Source organism: Burkholderia sp. B10 (assembly GCF_004368385.1).
Classification (GTDB): domain Bacteria; phylum Pseudomonadota; class Gammaproteobacteria; order Burkholderiales; family Burkholderiaceae; genus Burkholderia; species Burkholderia vietnamiensis.
The window spans coordinates 1-20849 of record NZ_PQMX01000076.1 but is presented as its reverse complement, the minus strand read 5'-3'; the positions used below and the strand labels follow the sequence as shown (position 1 = coordinate 20849).

General features: G+C 66.7%; 18 protein-coding genes. 4 read left to right on the top strand and 14 right to left on the bottom strand.

Annotation, left to right across the window (positions count from 1 at the left end):
• Window positions 1-101: 101 nt before the first annotated feature.
• From argC to C3Y15_RS26615, 4 genes are all read right to left on the bottom strand, one after another.
• Window positions 102-1052 carry an N-acetyl-gamma-glutamyl-phosphate reductase gene (argC, locus tag C3Y15_RS26630; RefSeq protein WP_014722267.1) on the bottom strand — a complete coding sequence of 317 codons (951 nt, stop codon included), beginning with the start codon at window positions 1050-1052 and terminating at the stop codon, window positions 102-104.
• Between the two features lie 185 nt (window positions 1053-1237).
• Window positions 1238-1810: a flavodoxin family protein gene (locus tag C3Y15_RS26625; RefSeq protein ID WP_011882980.1), complete on the bottom strand. Its 573-nt coding sequence runs from the start codon at window positions 1808-1810 to the stop codon at window positions 1238-1240.
• 196 nt (window positions 1811-2006) lie between these two features.
• Window positions 2007-2615 (bottom strand): YbhB/YbcL family Raf kinase inhibitor-like protein, encoded by a 609-nt coding sequence (locus tag C3Y15_RS26620; protein WP_059561542.1) that lies wholly within the window; start codon window positions 2613-2615, stop codon window positions 2007-2009.
• A gap of 243 nt (window positions 2616-2858) precedes the next feature.
• Window positions 2859-3545: an orotate phosphoribosyltransferase gene (locus C3Y15_RS26615; RefSeq protein WP_006752465.1), complete on the bottom strand. Its 687-nt coding sequence runs from the start codon at window positions 3543-3545 to the stop codon at window positions 2859-2861.
• A gap of 457 nt (window positions 3546-4002) precedes the next feature.
• On the opposite strand from C3Y15_RS26615, the gene C3Y15_RS26610 reads away from it, so the two are divergent.
• Window positions 4003-6273, top strand: coding sequence for an NADP-dependent malic enzyme (locus C3Y15_RS26610; protein ID WP_011882982.1), 2271 nt, complete (start codon window positions 4003-4005; stop codon window positions 6271-6273).
• Between the two features lie 144 nt (window positions 6274-6417).
• Here C3Y15_RS26610 and C3Y15_RS26605 read toward each other — a convergent pair whose 3' ends face one another.
• Entirely contained in the window at window positions 6418-10008 is a 3591-nt protein-coding gene (locus C3Y15_RS26605; protein WP_034192914.1) for an indolepyruvate ferredoxin oxidoreductase family protein, read from the bottom strand.
• Between the two features lie 319 nt (window positions 10009-10327).
• Here C3Y15_RS26605 and C3Y15_RS26600 point away from each other — a divergent pair, with 319 nt between their 5' ends.
• The gene (locus tag C3Y15_RS26600; RefSeq protein ID WP_014722271.1) at window positions 10328-10519 is read left to right on the top strand and encodes a hypothetical protein; all 192 of its coding nucleotides are present in this window, start codon (window positions 10328-10330) and stop codon (window positions 10517-10519) included.
• A 111-nt stretch (window positions 10520-10630) separates the two neighbouring features.
• On the opposite strand, the gene hppD is transcribed toward C3Y15_RS26600, so the two are convergent.
• Entirely contained in the window at window positions 10631-11728 is a 1098-nt protein-coding gene (gene hppD / locus C3Y15_RS26595) for a 4-hydroxyphenylpyruvate dioxygenase (protein WP_041493933.1), read from the bottom strand.
• A 213-nt stretch (window positions 11729-11941) separates the two neighbouring features.
• On the opposite strand from hppD, the gene C3Y15_RS26590 reads away from it, so the two are divergent.
• On the top strand, window positions 11942-12466 hold the full coding sequence (locus C3Y15_RS26590) for an Lrp/AsnC family transcriptional regulator (RefSeq protein ID WP_069246118.1): 525 nt from the start codon (window positions 11942-11944) through the stop codon (window positions 12464-12466).
• Window positions 12467-12533: 67 nt separating this feature from the next.
• Here C3Y15_RS26590 and C3Y15_RS26585 read toward each other — a convergent pair whose 3' ends face one another.
• The 8 genes from C3Y15_RS26585 to paaA form a co-directional block, all read right to left on the bottom strand.
• Window positions 12534-13181 carry a GNAT family N-acetyltransferase gene (locus C3Y15_RS26585; RefSeq protein WP_011882987.1) on the bottom strand — a complete coding sequence of 216 codons (648 nt, stop codon included), beginning with the start codon at window positions 13179-13181 and terminating at the stop codon, window positions 12534-12536.
• Between the two features lie 234 nt (window positions 13182-13415).
• Window positions 13416-14021: a TetR/AcrR family transcriptional regulator gene (locus C3Y15_RS26580; protein WP_011882988.1), complete on the bottom strand. Its 606-nt coding sequence runs from the start codon at window positions 14019-14021 to the stop codon at window positions 13416-13418.
• A gap of 41 nt (window positions 14022-14062) precedes the next feature.
• A complete protein-coding gene (locus tag C3Y15_RS26575) occupies window positions 14063-14878 on the bottom strand; it encodes a DUF1835 domain-containing protein (RefSeq protein WP_011882989.1) in 816 nt (271 codons plus the stop codon).
• A 129-nt stretch (window positions 14879-15007) separates the two neighbouring features.
• Complete coding sequence (gene paaE / locus C3Y15_RS26570) at window positions 15008-16096, bottom strand: 1,2-phenylacetyl-CoA epoxidase subunit PaaE (protein ID WP_011882990.1); 1089 nt, start codon at window positions 16094-16096, stop codon at window positions 15008-15010.
• Window positions 16097-16098: 2 nt separating this feature from the next.
• Window positions 16099-16668 carry a 1,2-phenylacetyl-CoA epoxidase subunit PaaD gene (gene paaD / locus C3Y15_RS26565; protein ID WP_069246119.1) on the bottom strand — a complete coding sequence of 190 codons (570 nt, stop codon included), beginning with the start codon at window positions 16666-16668 and terminating at the stop codon, window positions 16099-16101.
• Window positions 16669-16702: 34 nt separating this feature from the next.
• On the bottom strand, window positions 16703-17506 hold the full coding sequence (gene paaC, locus C3Y15_RS26560) for a 1,2-phenylacetyl-CoA epoxidase subunit PaaC (protein WP_011882992.1): 804 nt from the start codon (window positions 17504-17506) through the stop codon (window positions 16703-16705).
• A 10-nt stretch (window positions 17507-17516) separates the two neighbouring features.
• The gene (gene paaB, locus C3Y15_RS26555; RefSeq protein WP_006752453.1) at window positions 17517-17801 is read right to left on the bottom strand and encodes a 1,2-phenylacetyl-CoA epoxidase subunit PaaB; all 285 of its coding nucleotides are present in this window, start codon (window positions 17799-17801) and stop codon (window positions 17517-17519) included.
• A gap of 35 nt (window positions 17802-17836) precedes the next feature.
• Complete coding sequence (gene paaA / locus C3Y15_RS26550; protein WP_059462340.1) at window positions 17837-18835, bottom strand: 1,2-phenylacetyl-CoA epoxidase subunit PaaA; 999 nt, start codon at window positions 18833-18835, stop codon at window positions 17837-17839.
• Between the two features lie 203 nt (window positions 18836-19038).
• Here paaA and C3Y15_RS26545 point away from each other — a divergent pair, with 203 nt between their 5' ends.
• Window positions 19039-20301: an SGNH/GDSL hydrolase family protein gene (locus C3Y15_RS26545; protein ID WP_069246120.1), complete on the top strand. Its 1263-nt coding sequence runs from the start codon at window positions 19039-19041 to the stop codon at window positions 20299-20301.
• The last annotated feature ends 548 nt before the right edge of the window (window positions 20302-20849 follow it).

Genomic DNA, 20849 nt, shown 5'->3' with positions numbered 1-20849 from the left:
TGTAAATATTTGTAAATCAGGCGACTGGATTTAATTCATTGCCCGATATGGGCAAATAAAAAGCCGGCCCGCGGCCGGCTTTGCATCGCGTGCAAGCGCGCTCAGCGTTTGAGGCCGGTGTCCTCGGCGGCGCCGATGTTGAGGTTCATGCACTGGATCGCGGCGCCCGATGCGCCCTTGCCGAGGTTGTCCAGGCGGGCGACCGTGACGAAGCGCTCTTCGTTGCCGAACACGAAGAGGTCGACGCGGTTCGTGTCGTTGTTGGCCTGCACGTCGAAGAAGCCGCTGTCGAGATTCTCGTCGGCGTTGAACGGCGCGACGCGCACGAACGGCTCGTCCGCGTAGTACTCGGCGAACACGCGCTGCACGTCCTGCGGCGTCGCGCGCTTCGCGAGCTGCTCCGGCGAGAAGTAGGTCGTGACCGCGAGGCCCTTCAGGAACGGCCCGACGATCGGCGTGAAGATCGGCGCGTGCGCGAGGCCCGTGTGCGCGGCCATTTCCGGTAGATGCTTGTGCGCGAGCGCGAGCGCATACGGGCGCGGGCTCGCGAGCTTGCCGCCCGGCGCCGCGTTTTCGTAGTCGGCGATCATCGACTTGCCGCCGCCGCTGTAGCCGGTGATCGAGTAGCTGTGCGCGGCGAAGCTCGGGGCGACGATGCCGGCATCGACGAGCGGGCGCATCGCCAGCACGAACGCCGACGCGTGGCAGCCCGGCACCGCGATGCGCTTCGCGTTGCGAATCTTGTCGCGCTGCGTGCGGGTCAGCTCGGGCAGGCCGTACGCCCAGTCGGCGCTGGTGCGGAACGCGGTGCTCGCGTCGATCAGCGTCGTGTTCGGGTTCTCGACGAGCGAGGCCGACTCGCGCGATGCGACGTCCGGCAGGCACAGGAACGTGACGTCCGATGCATTGATCAGGCGGCGGCGCTCGTCGACGTCCTTGCGCTTCGCTTCGTCGATGCGCAGGATTTCGATGTCGTTGCGCGCCGACAGGTATTCGAAGATCTTGAGGCCGGTGGTGCCTTCCTGGCCGTCGACAAAAACTTTGGTGCTCATTTCGTTCTCGCTGAATGAAACGGGAGCCGCGGCGCCCTGAAACCGCCATTTTAAGACGTCAGCCGGCGGGCCTGCCCGCCGGCGGCCAAAAAAAGACGGCCCGCGGGCCGCCTTGTGTCGCTTTGGCGCGTGCGGCGCGCGTGGTGCGCGCGCCGCGTGCCGCCGCGCTGCCCAGCGTCGGGCGTTCAGCGGCCGCCGGCCGTCCAGCGCACGGCGGCCTGCGCGACGCGCTGGCCGAACAGCTTGGCCGTCTCGAGGTCGCCGGGCAGCGGCGCCTCGTCGGGCGTCGCGTCGGCCGGCGACTGCGCCAGCAGGCCCGTGAAGCCGCCGACGTAATTGATGTCGTTGCGGGTCGCCGCCTTCGAGTTGGCCGGCATCATCCCCGTGCCGACCCATACCATCCCATGCTGCATCGCCAGCGTGACGAAATATTGAATCGTCGAGAACTTGTCGCCGTTCATCGTCGCCGAGTTCGTGAAGCCGGCGGCGAGCTTGTCCTTCCATTTCTGCGTGAACCACGGTTTCGACGTCGCATCTGCAAACTGTTTGAACTGTGCGGACGGCCCGCCCATGTAGGTCGGCGCGCCGAAGACGATCGCGTCTGCCGCGTCGAGCGCGGCCCAGCCCGCGTCGTCGAGCTCGCCGACTGCGATCAGCCGTGCGGCCGCGCCGGCGTCCTGCGCGCCGGCGTGGACGGCTTCGGCGAGTTTCTGCGTATGACCGTAGCCGCTGTGATAGACGATGACGATGTTCGACATGAGGCGTTCTCCGGAAGGGGACGACACGGCGGCCGCCGCGGCCTGCCGCGTCACGCGCCGCAGCGGGGCGGCGCGACGGGTGCGCGGCGGGATGCCGCGACCGCTGCGGTGGAGTCTAGCAAGCCGAAATGACGGGAGAACGGCGCGCGGTGCGTGGACGTTCGCGCGCCGAAGCGATCGCGACGCCCGCCTGCGCTCATCGCCCGTAGGTGACGGTGAGCTGCGCGGTGCCGATCGTCAGCGTGCCGATTTCGTGCTCGAACATCGGCGCGGGGCGCCCTTGGGCCACGCGCAGGTCCGTGCCCTTGAGCGCGTACACGGTGATCACGTAGCGGTGCGGTTTGCCCGGCGGCGGGCACGGGCCGCCGTAGCCGTCGGTTCCGAAGTCGTTGCGCGCCTCGCTCGCGCCGATGCGCCGCAGGAAGCCCGACGCGCTCGCATTGGCCGGCAGGCTCGTGACGGTCGCGGGAAGGTCGGCGACGGCCCAGTGCCACCAGCCGTGCCCCGGCGCATCGGGATCGAAGATCGTCACCGCGTAGCCGCGCGTGCCGGGCGGCGGATTGCGCCAACTGAGCTGCGGCGAGCGGTTTTCACCGTTGCATTCGCCGCGGTCGAACAGCTGCGCGGCGCCGACGCGCCCACCGGGCGCGAGGTCGGTGCTCGTGACGGTGAACGGGCCTTCCGCGCGCGCGGGCGCGGTGGCGAACGTGGCCAACGCGGCGGCGGCGGCGCAGAGCAGGGTAGCGATGAACGGAGCCGTACGACCGGGTGGCGCAGGTGAGGTGATCCGGCGATCCACACGCATATGGCGCTGCTCCCGTCACGTGAGCCGGGCCGACGCTCCCGGCGTGATTGGCGTTGTAGGTGGTTGCGCGCGCAGCCGATGGCGGCGCTGGAGCAAGTCTAGCATTAGGGTTGGATGCGCGATGCATGCCGTGGCCGCGGACGCGGCCCGATGCTGATCTGGATCGACGGACGAAAAAAAACCGCCCGCGAGGTCGCGGGCGGCCGTTTCAGCCTGGGCGCCGGCAGCGTGGCCGGGGTGGCGTCATTCTTTCGGGGCCGTGGCGCCGCCGTGCGCCGCCGACCACTCGGCCGGCGCGTGCAGGAATTTCTCGACTTCGTCGAGCGTCTTGGTCTCGAAGTAGCCCGACGCCTTCGCGACGCGCAGCACGTCCCACCAGGTCGCGAGCGCGTGCAGGTCGACGTCGATGTCCTTCAGGACCGACACGCTTTCCTTGAAGATGTTGTAGTGGAACAGCACGAAGCAGTGGTTCACCGTCGCGCCCGCGGTGCGCAGCGCGTTGACGAAGTTGATCTTGCTGCGGCTGTCGGTCGTCAGGTCTTCCACCAGCAGCACGCGCGAGCCTTCTTCCAGATGACCCTCGATCTGCGCGTTGCGGCCGAAGCCCTTCGGCTTCTTGCGCACGTACTGCATCGGCACCATCATGCGGTCGGCGAGCCATGCCGCGAACGGGATGCCGGCCGTCTCGCCGCCCGCCACCGAGTCGATCTGCTCGAAGCCGACGTCGCGCATGATCGTCGTTTCCGCCATTTCCATCAGCGCACGGCGCACGCGCGGATACGAAATCAGCTTGCGGCAGTCGATGTAGACGGGGCTTGCCCACCCGGACGTGAAGATGAACGGTTTTTCGGCGTTGAAGTGCACCGCCTGCACTTCCAGCAGGATTTTGGCGGTCGTATCCGAGATCGACTGACGATCGTAGCCTGTCATGGGCATTCCTTGGGTGATGAGCGAAGAGCGGGCGCGCGCCCGATGGCGCAGCAAGGGGAACCTGCCCGAAGGGCCGGGGCACGATCGGAACACCGATCGTTTCGCTGCGCGCGTAGCCCGCTATTTTACCCGATTCAGGCCGGTTTTCGGCGGAATTCGCGGGTTCGGGCGGGCGGCCGACGCCGCCGGATCAACCGGGGACCGATCGAACGTCCATCGACGGCGCATATGCGGCGGCGCACCAACACGGCGCATGCGCGGGTGTACACTAGTCGCCCCTTGGAAATCGTTCAGTACTTTGTACTTTCCCGTTGCCACCCGCCGAGGTTCGATGGCGCGCCGACCGGGCGTGCCGCGGGCCGTCTCGCAGTCGACTACCTCTTCGATTCACGCAGATGCGGCCGCTGGTGCTGTGTACTGAACCGTCAATATTTCGCATGTCTCTCGCAGGTCAATCATGGACGAACAACTGAAGCAGGCCGCTCTCGCTTATCACCTGAACCCGAAGCCCGGCAAGATTTCGGTCACGCCGACCAAGCCGCTGTCGAACCAGCTCGATCTGTCGCTCGCTTACTCGCCGGGCGTCGCCGCCGCGTGCGAGGCGATCCACGCCGATCCGCTCGACGCGCAGAAATACACGTCGCGCGGCAACCTGGTCGGCGTCGTGACGAACGGCACGGCCGTGCTCGGCCTCGGCAACATCGGCCCGCTGGCCGCCAAGCCGGTGATGGAGGGCAAGGGCTGCCTGTTCAAGAAGTTCGCGGGCATCGACGTGTTCGACATCGAACTGTCCGAATCGGACCCCGACAAGCTGGTCGAGGCGATCGCGATGCTCGAGCCGACGCTCGGCGGCATCAACCTCGAGGACATCAAGGCGCCCGAATGCTTCTACATCGAGCAGAAGCTGCGCGAGCGCATGAAGATTCCGGTCTTCCACGACGACCAGCACGGCACCGCGATCATCGCGTCGGCCGCGATCCTGAACGGCCTGAAGGTTGTCGGCAAGAAGCTCGCCGACGTGAAGCTCGTGTGCTCGGGCGCCGGCGCGGCCGCGATCGCGTGTCTGGACCTGCTCGTGAAGCTCGGCCTGACGAAGACGAACATCCTGGTGGCCGACTCGAAGGGCGTGATCTACGAAGGGCGCGGCAATCTCGATCCGTCGAAGCAGCGCTATGCGGCGACCACCGACGCGCGCACGCTCGCCGATGCGATCGTCGGCGCGGACGTGTTCCTCGGCTGCTCGAGCGCGGGCGTGCTGAAGCAGGACATGGTCAAGACGATGGGCGACCGGCCGCTGATCCTCGCACTGGCGAACCCGGAGCCGGAAATCCGCCCGGAAGACGCGAAGGCCGTGCGCCCGGACGCGATCGTCGCGACCGGCCGTTCGGACTATCCGAACCAGGTCAACAACGTGCTGTGCTTCCCGTTCATCTTCCGCGGCGCGCTGGACGTCGGCGCGACGACGATCACCGAGGAAATGAAGCTCGCATGCGTGCGCGCGATCGCCGAACTGGCCGAGGAAACCGACCAGAGCGAGGAAGTCGCGAAGGCATATGAAGGCCACTCGCTCGAGTTCGGGCCGGAATACCTGATTCCGAAGCCGTTCGATCCGCGCCTGATCATCAAGATCGCGCCGGCCGTCGCGCAGGCCGCGATGGATTCGGGCGTCGCGACCCGTCCGATCGAGGACATGGACGCCTACCGCGAGCAACTCGGCACGACCGTCTACCGCACCGGCATGGTGATGCGTCCGGTGTTCGCGACCGCGAAGAAGAAGGAAGCGCGCATCGTGTTCGCCGAGGGCGAGGACGAGCGCGTGCTGCGTGCCGCGCAATTCGTGCTGCTCGAGAAGATCGCGAAGCCGGTCATCATCGGCCGGCCGTCGGTCGTCGAGATGCGCCTCGAGAAGATCGGCTCGAAGCTGAAGGCCGGCGTCGATTTCGAGATCGTGAATCCGGAAGACGATACGCGCTACCAGCGCTACTGGCAGGCGTACCACGAGATCGGCGCGCGCGACGGCGTGACGCCGGAAGTCGCGAAGGCGGCGCTGCGCAAGTTCAACACGCTGATCGGCGCGATGCTCGTGCATCTGGGCGACGCGGACGGGATGATCTGCGGGATGATCGACACGTTCCACACGCACCTGAAGTTCATCGAGCAGGTGCTGGGCCGTGCGAAGGGCGCCGAGCATTTCGCGGCGATGAACCTGCTGATGCTGCCGGGCCGCAACCTGTTCATGTGCGACACCTACGTGAACGAGCTGCCGAGCGCCGAGCAGCTCGCCGACATGACGATCCAGGCGGCCGGCGAGATCGAGCGCTTCGGCATCACGCCGAAGGCCGCACTGCTGTCGAACTCGAACTTCGGCAGCGCGCCGTCGGCGTCGTCGCGCCGGATGGCCGAAGCCCGCCGGCTGATCAACGAGCGTGCGCCGAACCTCGAGGTCGATGGCGAAATGCATGGCGATGCGGCGCTGTCCGAAGCGGTCCGCAAGGCTGCGTTCCCGGGCACCACGCTGTCGGGCGAAGCGAACCTGCTGATCATGCCGAACGTCGAAGCGGCGAACATCGCGTACAACCTGCTGAAGATGGTCGGCGGGGACGGCGTGACGGTCGGCCCGTTCCTGCTCGGCGCCGCGAAGCCGGTTCACATCCTGACGCCGGCTGCGACCGTGCGCCGGATCATCAACATGACCGCCGTGGCCGCCGCGAACGCGAACACGAAGTAAGGTCGCCGGCGCGCTTATGGGCGCCGCGCAATGGAAAAAGCCACGGAACCTGCGTTCCGTGGCTTTTTTTCGCGCTTTTGCTGCGAACCGGCGCTATTGCAACGGCGGGCGGCGGCCGGCACGACCGCCGCCCGCCACCTGCCGTTACGCGACCTGCTGGTGCGACTGTCCGCCCGCCGGCGAGCGCCACTTCGCCAGCAGCGCATCCCACTTCTGGCGCACCGCGCGCAGGTTGTTCTCCTTCACGTGGCCGAACCCGCGGATGCCGTCCGGCAGCGCGGCCAGCTCGAGCGCGAGCGGGCGGTTGGCCGCGTTCAGCCGGCCCAGCACTTCGTCGATCAGCGCCTCGTACTCGCCGATCAGCGCACGCTCGGTGCGGCGCTCCTCGGTGCGTCCGAACGGATCGAGGCCGGTGCCGCGCAGGAACTTCGCCTTCGCGAGCAGGCGGAACGCCGACAGCATCCACGGGCCGTACGCCTTCTTCACGAGATGGCCGTGCGCGTCCTTCTTCGCGAACAGCGGCGGCGCGAGGTGGAATTTCAGCTTCCAGTCGCCTTCGAACTGCGACGACAGACGCGCGACGAACGCCGGATCGGACTGCAGGCGCGCGACCTCGTATTCGTCCTTGTACGCCATCAGCTTGAACAGGTTGCGCGCGACTGCTTCGGTCAGCGGCTCCTGCGCGGCGTCGCCGTCGGCAAGCGCCCGTTCGGCCGCGCGCACCTTGTCGACGAAGGCCGCATAGCGCGCCGCATATGCGGCGTTCTGGTAAGCGGTGAGGAACTCCACGCGCTTCGCGATCAGCGCATCGACCGCCTTCTTCGTGTGCAGCGCGATCACGGTGGCGCGTTGCGCGGCGCCCGCGGCGCCGGCGGCCGCCTGCTTCACGCTCGCCAGGTCGTGCGCCGCGCGGCGGCCCCAGTCGAATGCGGCGCGGTTCTTCTCGACCGACACCGCGTTCAGCTCGATCGCCCGTTCGAGCGACGCGAGCGTGAGCGGCAGCCAGCCTTTCTGCCACGCGTAGCCGAGCACGAACGGGTTCGTGTAGATCGCATCGCCGAGCAGCGCGACCGCGAAGCGGTTGGCGTCGATGAAGTCGACGGCTTCGCCGGCCGCCGCGCGAATGTCGTTCTCGGCCGACAAGCCCGGGAACGTCCAGTTCGGGTTCTTGATGAACTCGGCGGTCGGCGTTTGCGCGCTGTTCACGACGACGCGCGTCGCATCGCGCCGCATCCGCGACGTGCATTCGTCGCCGGCCGTGACGATCGCGTCGCAGCCGATCACGAGGTCGGCCTCGCCCATCGCGATCCGCGTCGCATGGATGTCGGTCGGCGCATGCGAGATCTGCACATGGCTCATCACCGCGCCGCCCTTCTGCGCGAGGCCGGTGACGTCGAGCACGGTCACGCCCTTGTTCTCCAGGTGCGCGGCCATCCCGAGCAGTGCGCCGATCGTGACGACGCCGGTGCCGCCCACGCCGGTCACGAGCACGCCGTAGGCGCGGTCGATCGCCGGCAGCGCCGGCTCCGGGATCGGCGGCAGCGCGCCGCCGTCGACGGCCACCGCCTTCGGCTTCTTCAACTGGCCGCCTTCGACCGTGACGAAGCTCGGGCAGAACCCCTTCACACAGGAGAAATCCTTGTTGCAGCTCGACTGATTGATCTGGCGCTTCGTGCCGAATTCCGTTTCGAGCGGCTCGACCGACAGGCAGTTCGACTTCACCGAGCAGTCGCCGCAGCCTTCGCATACCGCATCGTTGATCACGACGCGCTTCGCCGGGTCGGGATACGTGCCGCGCTTGCGGCGACGGCGCTTCTCGGTCGCGCAGGTCTGGTCGTAGATCAGGATCGTCGTGCCTGCGATCTCGCGCAACTCGCGCTGCACGTCGTCGAGCTGGTCGCGGTGATGGACCGTCACGCCGGGCGCGAGCAGCGCCTTCTGGCTGTCGTACTTTTCCGGCTCGTCGGTGACGATCACGATCCGCTTCGCGCCTTCGGACGCGAGCTGGTGCGTGATCTGCGGCACCGTCAGCACGCCGTCGACCGGCTGGCCGCCCGTCATCGCGACCGCGTCGTTGTAGAGGATCTTGTAGGTGATGTTCGCCTTCGACGAGATCGCCGCGCGCACCGCCAGCAGGCCCGAGTGGAAGTAGGTGCCGTCGCCGAGGTTCGCGAACACGTGCTTCTCGTCGGTAAACGGCGCCTGGCCGATCCACGGCACGCCTTCGCCGCCCATCTGGCTGAAGGTGCTCGTGTTGCGGTCCATCCAGACCGTCATGTAATGGCAGCCGATCCCGGCGATCGCGCGCGAGCCTTCCGGCACGTTGGTCGACGTGTTGTGCGGGCAGCCCGAGCAGAACCACGGCTTGCGTTCGGTCTGCACGTGCGGCTTCGCGAGCGCCATTTCCTTCGCGTTGATCACCGCGAGCCGCGCGGCGATGCGCGCGCGCACGTCGGACGGCAGCTCGAACTTGTCGAGGCGCGTCGCGATCGCCTTCGCGATGATCGCGGGCGACAGCTCGTAATGCGCGGGCAGCAGCCAGTTGCCCATCGGCACCGACCATTCGCCGCCGGCGCCGTCCTTTTCGTCGAACTTGCCGAACACGCGCGGGCGCTGCGCGTCGGGCCAGTTGTACAGCTCTTCCTTGATCGCGTATTCGAGGATCTGGCGCTTTTCCTCGACGACCAGGATTTCGTCGAGGCCGCGCGCGAACGCCTGCGCGCCCTGCGCTTCGAGTGGCCACACACAGCCGACCTTGTACAGGCGGATGCCGATCCGCGCGCAGGTGTCGTCGTCGAGGCCGAGGTCGGTCAGCGCCTGACGCACGTCGAGGTAGGCCTTGCCGGCCGTCATGATCCCGAAGCGGGCATTCGGCGAGTCGATCTCGATCCGATCGAGCTTGTTCGCGCGCACGTACGCGAGCGCCGCGTACCACTTGTAGTCGAGCAACCGCGCTTCCTGCACGAGCGGCGGGTCCGGCCAGCGGATGTTCAGGCCGCCTTCCGGCAGCACGAAGTCGGTCGGCAGCACGATGTCGGTGCGATGCGGGTCGATGTCGACCGATGCCGACGATTCGACGACGTCCGTCACGCACTTGAGCGCGACCCACAGCCCCGAGTAGCGGCTCATCGCCCAGCCGTGCAGGCCGAAGTCGAGATATTCCTGCACGTTGGACGGAAACAGCACCGGCAGCCCGCAGGCCTTGAAGATGTGTTCCGACTGATGCGCGAGCGTCGAGGATTTCGCGGCGTGATCGTCGCCGGCGAGCACGAGCACGCCGCCGTGCGCGGACGAGCCGGCCGAGTTCGCATGCTTGAACACGTCGCCGGTGCGGTCGACGCCCGGGCCTTTGCCGTACCACATGCCGAATACGCCGTCGTACTTCGCGCCGGGGTACAGGTTCACCTGCTGGGAGCCCCACACGGCGGTGGCGGCGAGATCTTCGTTCAGGCCGGGCTGGAACACGATCTGGTGCGCGGCGAGATGCTGCTTGGCCTTCCAGAGCGAGAGGTCGAGGCCGCCGAGCGGCGAGCCGCGGTAGCCGGAGATGAAGCCGGCCGTGTTCAGGCCGGCGGCGCGGTCGCGCTCCTGCTGTAGCATCGGCAGCCGGACGAGCGCCTGGATGCCGCTCATGTACGCGCGGCCGCGTTCGAGCGTGTATTTGTCGTCAAGCGTGACGGACTTCAGCGCGGCTTCAAGCGACGCGCGTTGGCCTGCGTCTAGCGGGGCATTCATTAACAGTCTCCTCCACCCAGTTTGGGATCACCAAAGCTTCGATTGCGTCGACGTCTTGTGAACGTGTCGGCAGTGGCCGGCATATTGGCCGGTTTTAAGTGATGGTAGCACTGGGATAAACCCGCCGCCCAGCGCCGGCCGTGCCGCCGCAAGGCAATGAAGTTGCACGCGGCATTGCGTTACATCATGTAAAAGCATGTAAAGCCGTCCCCATCTTCGTGCAAACGCCGTTAATCTTGTCGGCCTGCCGGAGGTGCCCGGCCGTGTCGGTTTGCTCCGATGCAACCGGGGAGGCGCCGGCAGTTTTAAAGGAGGTGCAATGAACACACGCCATATCCAGAGTTTCCTGATCGTGTCCGCGGCCTTTTTCGCGATGACCGGCCCGGTGCGCGCGCAAGGTGCGAGCGCACTGGCGAGCGTCGGTGCGCAGCTGCGCCACGTCGCGCCGCAGCAGGACGCCGATGCGCAGCCGGCCGCGGCGCGCGCCGCACGTAAGGCGAACGCGCGTTGATCCGCTCGCGCGGCCGTCCGGCCGCGCCGCTGGAGCAAGACGACAAAAGGGCGGGAATCGCAAGATTCCCGCCCTTTTTCCTGTGCGGCCGCGGGGCAGGAGGCCGGTGCGTCAGGCTTTGTCCTGCACCACGCCGCGACGGATCTGATCGAGCTCGATCGATTCGAACAACGCCTTGAAGTTGCCTTCGCCGAAGCCCTGATTGCCCTTGCGCTGGATGATCTCGAAGAAGATCGGGCCGATCTGGTTCTCGGTGAAGATCTGCAGCAGCAGGTCGTCGCGCGCGCCGTCGATCAGGATCTTGCGCTTCTTCAGTTCGTCCAGCGATTCGCCGTGGTTCGGCACGCGACGATCGACCAGCTCGTAATACGTATCGATCGTGTCGAGCAGCTTCACGCCCTTGCCGCGCAGCCCGTCGACGGCGCCGTAGATGTCGTTCGTGCCGAGCGCGATGTGCTGGATGCCTTCGCCGTGGTACGCGTCCAAATATTCCTGGATCTGGCCGGCCGTGTCCGAGCCTTCCTCGTTGATCGGGATCCGGATCTTGCCGCACGGCGACGTCATCGCCTTCGACTTCACGCCGGTGACCTTGCCTTCGATGTCGAAGTAACGCACTTCGCGGAAGTTGAACAGGCGTTCGTAGAATTCCGCCCATTCCTGCATGCGGCCGCGATGCACGTTGTGCGTCAGGTGGTCGATATAAGTGAGGCCGTGGCCGACCGGGTTCGGGTTGGCACCGGGAATCGGCTCGAAGTCGACGTCATAGATGCTGATGTCGCCGATCGCGCCCGGCTGCGCGCCGTTCTTGCCGCGCCAGCGGTCGACGAAATAGATCAGCGAATCGCCGATGCCCTTGATTGCCGGAATGTTCAGCTCCATCGGACCCGTCTTGTTGTCGAAGCCCCACGCGCCGAGTTCGAGCGCGTGCCGGTACGCTTTCGCGGCGTCCTGCACGCGGAACGCGATCGCGCAGATCGACGGGCCGTGCAGGCGCGCGAAGCGCTGCGCGAACGAATCCGGCTCGGCGTTGATGATGAAGTTGATGTCGCCCTGACGGTAGACCGTCACGTCCTTGTGGCGATGGCGCGCGATCGCGGTGAAACCCATCCGCTCGAACAGCTGTCCGAGCGCTTTCGGATCCGGCGCCGTGTATTCGATGAATTCGAAGCCGTCGGTGCCGACGGGGTTGTCCCAGTTGGGAATCTGCATGCCTTGTCTCCTGTCTGCTTGGCGATCGGCCGGGCGATGCGGGGCGCCGGCCCGGTTCACGTCGAACGCGGCGCGCGCGGCGGGCGCGCACAACGCGATCGATACCTGCGACAGAGTGTAGCGGGCAGCCACGAGCGAAAACTTGCGAACTTAATCGCAGGTGCCTACGATGGCGCAATTTCCAGCCTCAATATCACGAATGGAGGGCAGAAAATGGCGCTCGTCGAATTGGACGCCATCGATCGGCGGATTCTCGCGATCCTTCAGGAAAACGGCCGCCTGTCGAATCAGGAGCTCGCCGAGCGCGTGAACCTGTCGCCGAGCCCGTGCCTGCGGCGAATCCGGCGGCTCGAGGAGATCGGGGTGATCACCGGCTACGTCGCGCTGCTCGACCCGCAGAAGCTCGGGCTCGACCTGCTTGCGTACGTCAGCGTGCGGCTCGAGAAGCGCGGCGGCCTGGCGCCGGCCCGCAGCGACGAGACGTCGGCGCGCGCGGGCGCGACCCACGCGGAGCTGTTCCGCGCGGCGGTGCAGACCTGGCCGGAGGTAGTGGCGTGCCATGCGATGACGGGCGACATGGATTACCTGCTGCGGGTGCAGGTCGAGGACATGGCGCATTTCTCCCGCTTCGTGCAGGAGCATCTGCTGCACCATCCGTCGGTGATCGACGTGAAGACGAGCTTCTCGCTCGAATGCTTCAAGGAGACGACCGCGTTGCCGATCCGGTCGGTGCGCTAGCGCGCGGAGGAAGTGGGGAAGTGTGCCGGCCGCGCAGCCCCGCAGGGCGGCGCGACCGGCCGATGCGTTACGCCGTCAGCGCGGCGGGCATCATCGATTCGATGAACTTCGACGTGCGGTGCGCCTGGCGCTTCAGTGCATAGTCGAACACCGCGGCCTGCTCCTGCAGCATCTCGGCGAGGATCGTCGAGTGGTCGGCCGGCGGCAGCGACAGATATGCATCGGCTTCGCCGTAGGCATATTCGATCCGCATCCCGGATTTCTTCGCGATGTGCATCATCGTCGCGTTGCGCGACAGGCAATGCATGTACAGCATCGTCACGTGGGTATTGCGGCTGCGGATCGCCGCGCGCTCGAACAGCTTCGAGCCGACGCCGCAACCCCGCGCGCGTTCCAGCACCGACACGCCGAATTCGGCCGTACGCTTGTCGCCGTCGGCCGGCAGGTACGCCAGATGGCCGACGCCGATCAGTTCGAGCGCATGGTCGAACACGCCGAATACGGTATCGCGACCGAAATCGATCGTACGGACATAGTTCTCGATCACGTGGTCGGGCACCATCTGGCCGAAGCGCAGCAGGCGGTCCTCTTCGTCGAGCGAGAGAAAGTGAGTGAGCATGCGCTCACGGTCTTTGGAAGCCAGTTCCCTGACGAGAACCGGCGCAGTCCCGGCGTTGCCGACAGCATCGGCACGGCGGTCGGATTGCGTGTTCATCGTGGGTTCCTCAGTGTGTAGCTGCACAAGCGACTTGTGCGACGCAGCAGCATTCTACCTGAGTGGGTTGGGGAAAACCCGTATTTCGCCGTGTTCGTGCCGAGGGGGAATTCTAAATCCGCTTAGCTAACCGCGTATCTATTTGATTTTTAAAGGATTGAAAATTCATCATATGAAACGCGCGGCCGCCTGTCGCAGTGTGACGGCCGCGCAACGCATGCTGCTGCGCGGCAATCATGCCGTGCCGGACAGCCCGCGCTCCATCAGGTCGATCACCTGTTCGGCGAAGTCGCGGTAGCCCAGACGGCCGCCGGGCTTCAGCCACGTGAAGGTCCAGTTGATCATCCCGAACACCATCATCGTGACCGACGTCTGGTTTTCCTTCGAGATCCGGTCGGGATACGCGCGTGCGAGCTGGCGCGCGAACGCCGCGACGATATCGCGCTGGCGATCGAGCACGATTTCGCGCTGTGCGTCCTCCAGATACTTGACGTCGTTGAGCAGCGCCACGTGGCGGCTGTGCGACGTCTCATACTCGGCGAGGAACGCGCGCACGAGCTCGGCGAACGCGTCGCGCTCGCTGAGCCCGCGCCGCTGGCTCGCGCCTTCGACCTCGGCGATGATCAGCATCAGCCGCTTCGTGTAGCGGTCGAGCAGGTCGAACAGGATCGCTTCCTTGCTCTCGTAGTAGTGATAGAGGCGGGCCTTCGACGTGCCGCTCGCGGTCGCCAGATCGGACATCGACGTGCTCGGATAGCTCGTCTGCGCAAATTTCTCGGCGGCGAGATCGAGGATCTGCTCGCGCTGGGATTCGTGGTCGGGCGCTCGGGTACGGGCCATGGTGGAATGCGAAAGGGGACGAAAGAGGGAGATGCAGGACGTTAGCGGGCGGCGGCTGCCGCGCGCACCTGCGTGGAAGAGAGGGCGGCCGGCGCGTCGTCCTGCAGCTCGAGGCGGCCCGCTGCCGCCAGTTCGCGGCAGCGCCACCACGCGATCGAATCGCTGACGAACAGCCCGCCGCGGTCGGCGCCGGCCATGACGCTGCCGACGAGCCGCCGCGCGGGTTGCCAGCCGGCTTCGGCATGCGCGAGGATCAGCGCGTCGAGGTCGGTGTAGTGCCCGCTCTTGATCGTGTTGCTGACCCAGTAGCGCAATTCCGCGTTCAGGTGCTTCGCCTCCTGCCATTCGAGCGCGAGCCGGCCGATGCGCAGCACCGAGATCGGCGCGGCCACCGGGCGTTTGCGGGCGAACGCCGCCGGCGGGAACATCCCGGTCGCGCACGCCTGATCGGTGCGCGTCAGCGCCGCGCGCGCCGGTGCATCGAGATCGGCCGGCGACATCCGCACTTCGTTCAGCCGCTGCGGCACGTTGCGCAGATGATAGGCGACGCGGCGCAGCAGCAGCTTGTCACCGACGCTCGGCGCATGCCAGACGACCACCTGGCCGGTGTCCGCCGCGAGCGCGTCGAGCCGGGCCAGCTCGCCTTCGATCTGCGCGTGCCAGTCGGGAATCTGGTCGCCGAGCACGTGCTGCCAGAACGCGGCGCGCGTGTCCGGCGTCTCGTCGACGCCCTGCAAGGGGCCGACCGCGAGATCGTCGAGCAATCCGACGACGAGCTCGTCGCGTCCCGCTTGCGCGAGCGCGTCGCGCAGCGACTCGGCGGCGCTGCCGCCTTGAATCACGTGAATGGTACTCATCGGCCTGTGGTCAACAAAAGAAAACCGCCGGCCGGCCGGACGTTGCGACGTCCGACCGGCCGGCGGCCCCTAGTGTAAGCGAGATGTGTGACGGCGAGAAACCGGCGCGGCGCGCCGGTGCGACGCCGCTCAACGCTCGTCGAAACTCACGACGACCTTGTCGCTGACCGGATGACACTGGCACGTCAGCACGAAGCCGTCCTTCACTTCGCGCTCGTCGAGCGTGTAGTTCTTGTCCATCCGCACCTCGCCTTCGACCACCTTCGCGCGGCACGTGCAGCACACGCCGCCCTTGCACGCGTACGGCAGCGCGAGGCCCGCGCGCAGCCCCACGTCGAGCAGGCTCACGCCTTCGTACGGCAAGCGCAGCTTGCGCTTCTTGCCGTCGAGGACGATTTCGAGGTCCGCGGCCGGCGTCTGCTCGGTGATCTCGACGACCGGCGCGCCGGCTTGCGGCAGCGGCGTGCCGAAGCGCTCGACGTGCACCTTCTCCGGCGACACGCCGGCGGCCTTCAGCGCGGCCTCGGCCGCATCCATCATCGGTGCGGGGCCGCAGATGAACGCTTCGTCGATCGCGTCGGCCGGCATCAGCGTCGCGAGGAATTGCGCGCATTTCGCCTGGTCGAGCACGCCGTTGAACAGCTCGACGTCCTGCTGATCGTCCGACAGCACGTGATACAGCACGAAGCGGTTCATGAAGCGGTTCTTCAGGTCCTCCAGCTCTTCCGCGAACATGATCGCGTCGACGCTGCGGTTGCCGTAGATCAGCGTGAACGTGCTGCGCGGCTCGAGCTCGAGCGTGGTCTTCACGATGGCCAGCACCGGCGTGATGCCAGAGCCGCCCGAGAACGCGACGTACTGCTTGCCGTGGTCGGCGTTCAGGTGCGTGAAGAAGCGGCCGTCCGGCGTCATCACGTCGATCGTGTGGCCCGGCTTCAGCGTGTCGAACGCGAAGTTCGAGAAGCGGCCGCCGCGCACTCGCTTGATGCCGATGCGCAGTTCGCCGTCGCGGTCGTAGTCGGTCGTGCCGACGCAGATCGAATACGAACGGCGCGTTTCCTCGCCGTCGATGTGCGTCTTCAGCGTGACGAACTGGCCCTGCGTGAAGCGGTACGCGTCGCGCAGCTCGGGCGGCACGTCGAACGAGACGGTGACGGCGTCGGCGGTTTCGGGGCGCACGTCGCGGATACGCAGCGGGTGGAATTGCGGGGTCGCCATGATCAGTAAGGTTTGAAGTAGTCGAAGGGTTCGCGGCAGTCGACGCAGCGATACAGCGCCTTGCAGGCCGTGGACGCAAATTGCGCGAGTCGTTCGGTGCGCGCGGAGCCGCAGCGCGGGCACACGGGCGCGGCGACGGGACGCGGCACGAAGCGCACGACCTGCTCGCGCGGCGCGGCGCTGCCGCACTGGCCGACGGGCGGCGCGATGCCGTACGCGCGCAGCTTGTCGCGCGCTTCCTGCGTGATCCAGTCGGTCGTCCAGGCGGGCGCGAGCACCGTCTCGATCCGGTGCGGCGGCAGGCCGGCCGCCTGCAGCGCGGCCGCGATGTCCTCGGCGATTTGCGACATCGCGGGGCAGCCCGAGTAGGTCGGCGTGATCACGACCTCGAGCAGGCCATCGTGCGCGCGGCGGACGTCGCGCAGGATGCCGAGCTCGCGAATCGATACGACCGGGACTTCGGGATCGGGCACGGCCTCGAGCACGTCCCACGCGCGTGCGAGCAACGGATCGTCGCGCTGCGCGGCGGGCGCGGCGTCGGCATGGGCGGGGGCGGCAGTCTGGGCGGACATCGTCGGGCTCCGTTCGGTGGGTCGCGGCGGCCGCTTACCAGCTCGCGCCGGGATGCTGGCGCGCGAGGCTCTGCATTTCGGCGAGCAGGTAGCCCATGTGCTCCGAGTGCTCGCCGTGCTTGCCGGTCGTCACGTGCTGCACGGGCGCGGGCGGCACGAGCGTCGCTTCGGCGAGCGTATCGTCCACGTCCGCGCGCCACGCGGTCTCGAGCGCGGCCGCGGCCGGGCCGAGGCCCTGGGCGACGGCGGCGGCGTCGATCGCGTCCGCGACGAAGAACTCGCGCGTGTACGGCAGCAGATAGTCGAGCGCGGCCTGGGCGCGGCGATGCGATTCGTCGGTGCCGTCGCCGAGGCGCACCAGCCATTCGCGCGCGTGCTGCACGTGATAGCGCGTCTCCTTCACCGATTTCGCGGCGATCGCCGCGAGTTGCGCGTCCGTCGAGGTTTCGAGCGCGGTCCACACGTGCAGCATCAGCGTCGTGTAGAGGAAGTTGCGCACGATCGTCACCGCGTAGTCCTTGTCGGCGTGCGCGGTGCCGGCGAGCGGGCCGTAGTGCGGCAGCTCGACGAGCGTGAAGTTCGCGAACTCGCGTTCGGTGCGGAAGTACGCGTAATCGTCCTCCGTCTTCGCCGCGCCGTTGAGCTGGCGCTCGAGCTCGGCTGCGTGCGTGTACAGCATGCGGGCCTGGCCGATCAGGTCGAGACTCATGTTGGTGAGCGCGATGTCTTCCTCGAGGATCGGGCCGTGGCCGCACCATTCGGCGTTGCGCTGACCGAGGATCAGCGCATTGTCCGCGAGGCGCAGCACGTAGGAGAGGTGTTCGGGCGTGATCGTCATGGCGCGGGCGTTACATGTGGTTGACTTCGTCGGGCAGCGTGTAGAACGTCGGATGGCGGTAGATCTTGTCGCCCGCCGGTTCGAACAGCTCGGCCTTTTCGGCCGGATCCGACGCGGTGATCGCCGACGACGGCACCACCCAGATGCTTACGCCTTCCTGGCGGCGCGTGTAGACGTCGCGCGCCATGCGCAGCGCCATCGACGCGTCTGCCGCGTGCAGGCTGCCGCAATGCTTGTGGTCGAGCCCCTGCTTGCTGCGCACGAACACTTCCCAGATCGGCCATTCCTTGTTCATCACTCTCTCCTGAATCCTGTATTCGATGGTGCCGCTCAGGCGGCGTGCTGTTCGGCGCGGGCGCGGCGCTTCGCTTCGTGCGCGAGCGCGGCTTCGCGCACCCATGCGCCGTCCGCGTGCGCCTTCACGCGGGTCGCGAGGCGTTCCTTGTTGCACGGGCCGTCGCCGTTGACGACGCGCCAGAATTCATCCCAGTTGATCGCGCCGTAGTCGTAGTGGCCGCGCGCGTCGTTCCACTTGAGGTCGGGGTCGGGCAGCGTGACGCCGAGCACCTTGGCCTGCTCGACGGTCGCGTCGACGAACTTCTGCCGCAGGTCGTCGTTCGAGATCCGCTTGATGCCCCACTTCGCGGACTGGTTGCTGTGGACCGAATCGGCATCGCTCGGGCCGAACATCATCAGCACCGGCCACCACCAGCGGTCCACCGCCTGCTGAACCATCGCGCGCTGCGCGTCGGTGCCCTTCATCATCGACAGCAGGGCATCGAAGCCCTGCCGCTGATGGAACGATTCCTCCTTGCACACGCGGATCATGGCGCGCGCATACGGGCCGTAGGTGCAGCGGCACAGCGGAATCTGGTTCATGATCGCGGCGCCGTCGACGAGCCAGCCGATCACGCCGACGTCGGCCCAGGTCGGCGTCGGGTAGTTGAAGATGCTCGAATATTTCGCCTTGCCGGCGTGCAGCGCGTCGATCAGCGATTCGCGCGACACGCCGAGCGTTTCGACCGCGCTATATAGATAAAGGCCGTGGCCGGCTTCGTCCTGTACTTTCGCGAGCAGGATCGCCTTGCGCTTCAGGCTCGGCGCGCGCGAGATCCAGTTGCCTTCCGGCAGCATGCCGACGACTTCCGAGTGCGCATGCTGCGAGATTTGCCGGATCAGCGTCTTGCGATAGGCGTCGGGCATCCAGTCCTGCGGTTCGACCTTGCCGTCCGCGGCCATGACCGCGTCGAACCGCGCTTGCTCGGGTGACTCGGCTGCGGCGTCGAGCGGCGCGACGTTGCCGGGGATGTCGAGGGATTGCGTGTACATGGCGGAGATTCTCGTCCGGTTGATTGTGCGCAAAGTATAAACCAACCGACCGGTCGGTTAATATATTTTGCATGGATTCACGGCGAGATGCGGGTAAACGACAGGTGTCGCGGCGAGAGGGGATTGCGTCCGATTTATGGTGCGCTGCGTGACGGGAGCCGGTTCTGCGGCACAATTCCCGCTTTCCGAAGAGGATTTCGCCGATGTCATTTCGAAGTGGTTTCGTCGCGGCGCTGGTGGGCGCGTCCGTATTCCTGTCGCCGGTTGCGGCGTCCGCCGCACCGGGCGGATGGGTTGCCGCGTGGGCGACCGCGTTGCAGCCGATCCCCGACCTCGCTGCGCCGCCGCCGCTCTACCGCGCGCCGGACGTGGCCGGTCGTACGGTCCGGCAGATCGTCTACCCGACGGTATCGGGGCGGGCCGCGCGAATCCGCGTGAGCAACGCGTACGGGCATGCGCCGCTCCAGATCGACGCGGCGAGCCTGGCGCCGGCGGGCGACGGTGCGGCGCTTGCGGGTGGTGCAGTCGCGGTGCGCTTCGGCGGACGGGCGGCGGTGACGCTCGCGCCGGGCCAGGAGCTCGAAAGCGATCCGGTGACTATCGACGTGACGTCCGGGCGACCGTATGCGATCAGTTTGCAGATGGGCGCGCGCCAGCGGATGACGGTGTGGCACCGGGTGTCGAACCAGGTCAACTACGTGTCGTCGCCCGGCGACTACGTAACCGACGCCGACGCTCGCGCGTTCCGAACCCGCTTCACGCAGTACGCGTGGGTGACGGAACTGGCCGTCGAGGACGGCTCCGCACGGGCCAGCGTCGCGGCGATCGGCGATTCGATTACCGACGGGCTGCGCTCGAGCCTGAACCGCAACCACCGCTGGCCGGATGCGCTCGCGCGCAGGCTGGCGGCTGCGGGCTCGGATTCGGTCGGCGTCGTGAATCTCGGCATCAGCGGCAACCGGTTGCTGAGCGATTCCGCGTGCTACGGCACGTCGCTGGCGGCGCGGTACGAGCGCGATGCGCTGTCGCGCTCGGGCGTGAAGGCAGCGATCGTGCTGATCGGCATCAACGACATCAACTTCGCGGCCATGCCGGCGCGTACGGGGCTCGACTGCGACAGCCCGCACACTCAGGTTACGGCCGCGTCGTTGATCGACGGATATCGGCGGTTGATCGACGCCGCGCATCGCCGGGGCGTGAAGGTTTTCGGCGCGACGCTGACGCCGGCCGCGCTGCCGGCCGCGCGCGAGGCGATCCGGCTGGAGGTGAACCGATGGATCCGCAGCGGCGGCGGGTTCGACGGCGTGGTGGATTTCGATGCGGCGCTGCGCGACCCGGCGCGCCCGAGCGTGCTGCAGCGCCGCTATGACAGCGGCGACGGGATTCATCCGAGCGACGCCGGCTACACGGCGATGGCCGACGCCGTGCCGTTGGAGCAATTGCGGGCGGCGGTGGCCGGTAACTGAGTTGCCTGCACCTACTCTATCTATATAGAGAACGACGCGGCGCCGAGGTATTGCCGGTCTAACCTGAGCCCCCCATGCGGCAGCGTGCGGGGCTTTTTCAAAATATTTTCACAAAAGGGGTTGCATTGCGAGGGGCGGGTGCATAGAATCACGCCTCTTTCGCGCTACCGGAAACGCGGTGCGGAAGAAGAAGGGAAGCGGTGCGGTTGGGGTGGTTGTAGTGACCCGAACGCACACGAAGCTGAACCCCTCACCGTCACAACGAAGCAGTTCAAAAAGTTGTTGACGAGTGAAGAAAGACGGTTCATAATCTCGTTTCTCTGCTGCTGAAAACGCAGCGCTGCTGAGAAACACGAAGTTCCTCGCAGAAATGCTCTTTAAAAATTAACAGCCGATAAGTGTGGGCGCTTGATGGAGGCGAGCTGATCTTCGGATCAGAAAGCGAAAGTATCAAGAGTCTCACACTAAAGTAAGTCAGGTTTATGAAGAGATTCATATACCTGTCAGCTTTGAGTGAGCGACCGGTTCTTAACGGAACCGAAAACAGT

What these genes read in the sequence shown, in the direction of transcription:
- paaD (WP_069246119.1), bottom strand. Translation starts at nt 16,668, where the DNA reads ATGTCCGCCCAGACTGCCGCCCCCGCCCATGCCGACGCCGCGCCCGCC.
- C3Y15_RS26590 (WP_069246118.1), top strand. Translation starts at nt 11,942, where the DNA reads ATGGCGCTCGTCGAATTGGACGCCATCGATCGGCGGATTCTCGCGATC.
- C3Y15_RS26620 (WP_059561542.1), bottom strand. Translation starts at nt 2,615, where the DNA reads ATGCGTGTGGATCGCCGGATCACCTCACCTGCGCCACCCGGTCGTACG.
- C3Y15_RS26575 (WP_011882989.1), bottom strand. Translation starts at nt 14,878, where the DNA reads ATGAGTACCATTCACGTGATTCAAGGCGGCAGCGCCGCCGAGTCGCTG.
- paaA (WP_059462340.1), bottom strand. Translation starts at nt 18,835, where the DNA reads ATGTACACGCAATCCCTCGACATCCCCGGCAACGTCGCGCCGCTCGAC.
- C3Y15_RS26545 (WP_069246120.1), top strand. Translation starts at nt 19,039, where the DNA reads ATGTCATTTCGAAGTGGTTTCGTCGCGGCGCTGGTGGGCGCGTCCGTA.
- hppD (WP_041493933.1), bottom strand. Translation starts at nt 11,728, where the DNA reads ATGCAGATTCCCAACTGGGACAACCCCGTCGGCACCGACGGCTTCGAA.
- paaB (WP_006752453.1), bottom strand. Translation starts at nt 17,801, where the DNA reads ATGAACAAGGAATGGCCGATCTGGGAAGTGTTCGTGCGCAGCAAGCAG.
- paaE (WP_011882990.1), bottom strand. Translation starts at nt 16,096, where the DNA reads ATGGCGACCCCGCAATTCCACCCGCTGCGTATCCGCGACGTGCGCCCC.
- C3Y15_RS26580 (WP_011882988.1), bottom strand. Translation starts at nt 14,021, where the DNA reads ATGGCCCGTACCCGAGCGCCCGACCACGAATCCCAGCGCGAGCAGATC.
- C3Y15_RS26610 (WP_011882982.1), top strand. Translation starts at nt 4,003, where the DNA reads ATGGACGAACAACTGAAGCAGGCCGCTCTCGCTTATCACCTGAACCCG.
- paaC (WP_011882992.1), bottom strand. Translation starts at nt 17,506, where the DNA reads ATGACGATCACGCCCGAACACCTCTCCTACGTGCTGCGCCTCGCGGAC.
- argC (WP_014722267.1), bottom strand. Translation starts at nt 1,052, where the DNA reads ATGAGCACCAAAGTTTTTGTCGACGGCCAGGAAGGCACCACCGGCCTC.
- C3Y15_RS26600 (WP_014722271.1), top strand. Translation starts at nt 10,328, where the DNA reads ATGAACACACGCCATATCCAGAGTTTCCTGATCGTGTCCGCGGCCTTT.
- C3Y15_RS26605 (WP_034192914.1), bottom strand. Translation starts at nt 10,008, where the DNA reads ATGAATGCCCCGCTAGACGCAGGCCAACGCGCGTCGCTTGAAGCCGCG.
- C3Y15_RS26585 (WP_011882987.1), bottom strand. Translation starts at nt 13,181, where the DNA reads ATGAACACGCAATCCGACCGCCGTGCCGATGCTGTCGGCAACGCCGGG.
- C3Y15_RS26615 (WP_006752465.1), bottom strand. Translation starts at nt 3,545, where the DNA reads ATGACAGGCTACGATCGTCAGTCGATCTCGGATACGACCGCCAAAATC.
- C3Y15_RS26625 (WP_011882980.1), bottom strand. Translation starts at nt 1,810, where the DNA reads ATGTCGAACATCGTCATCGTCTATCACAGCGGCTACGGTCATACGCAG.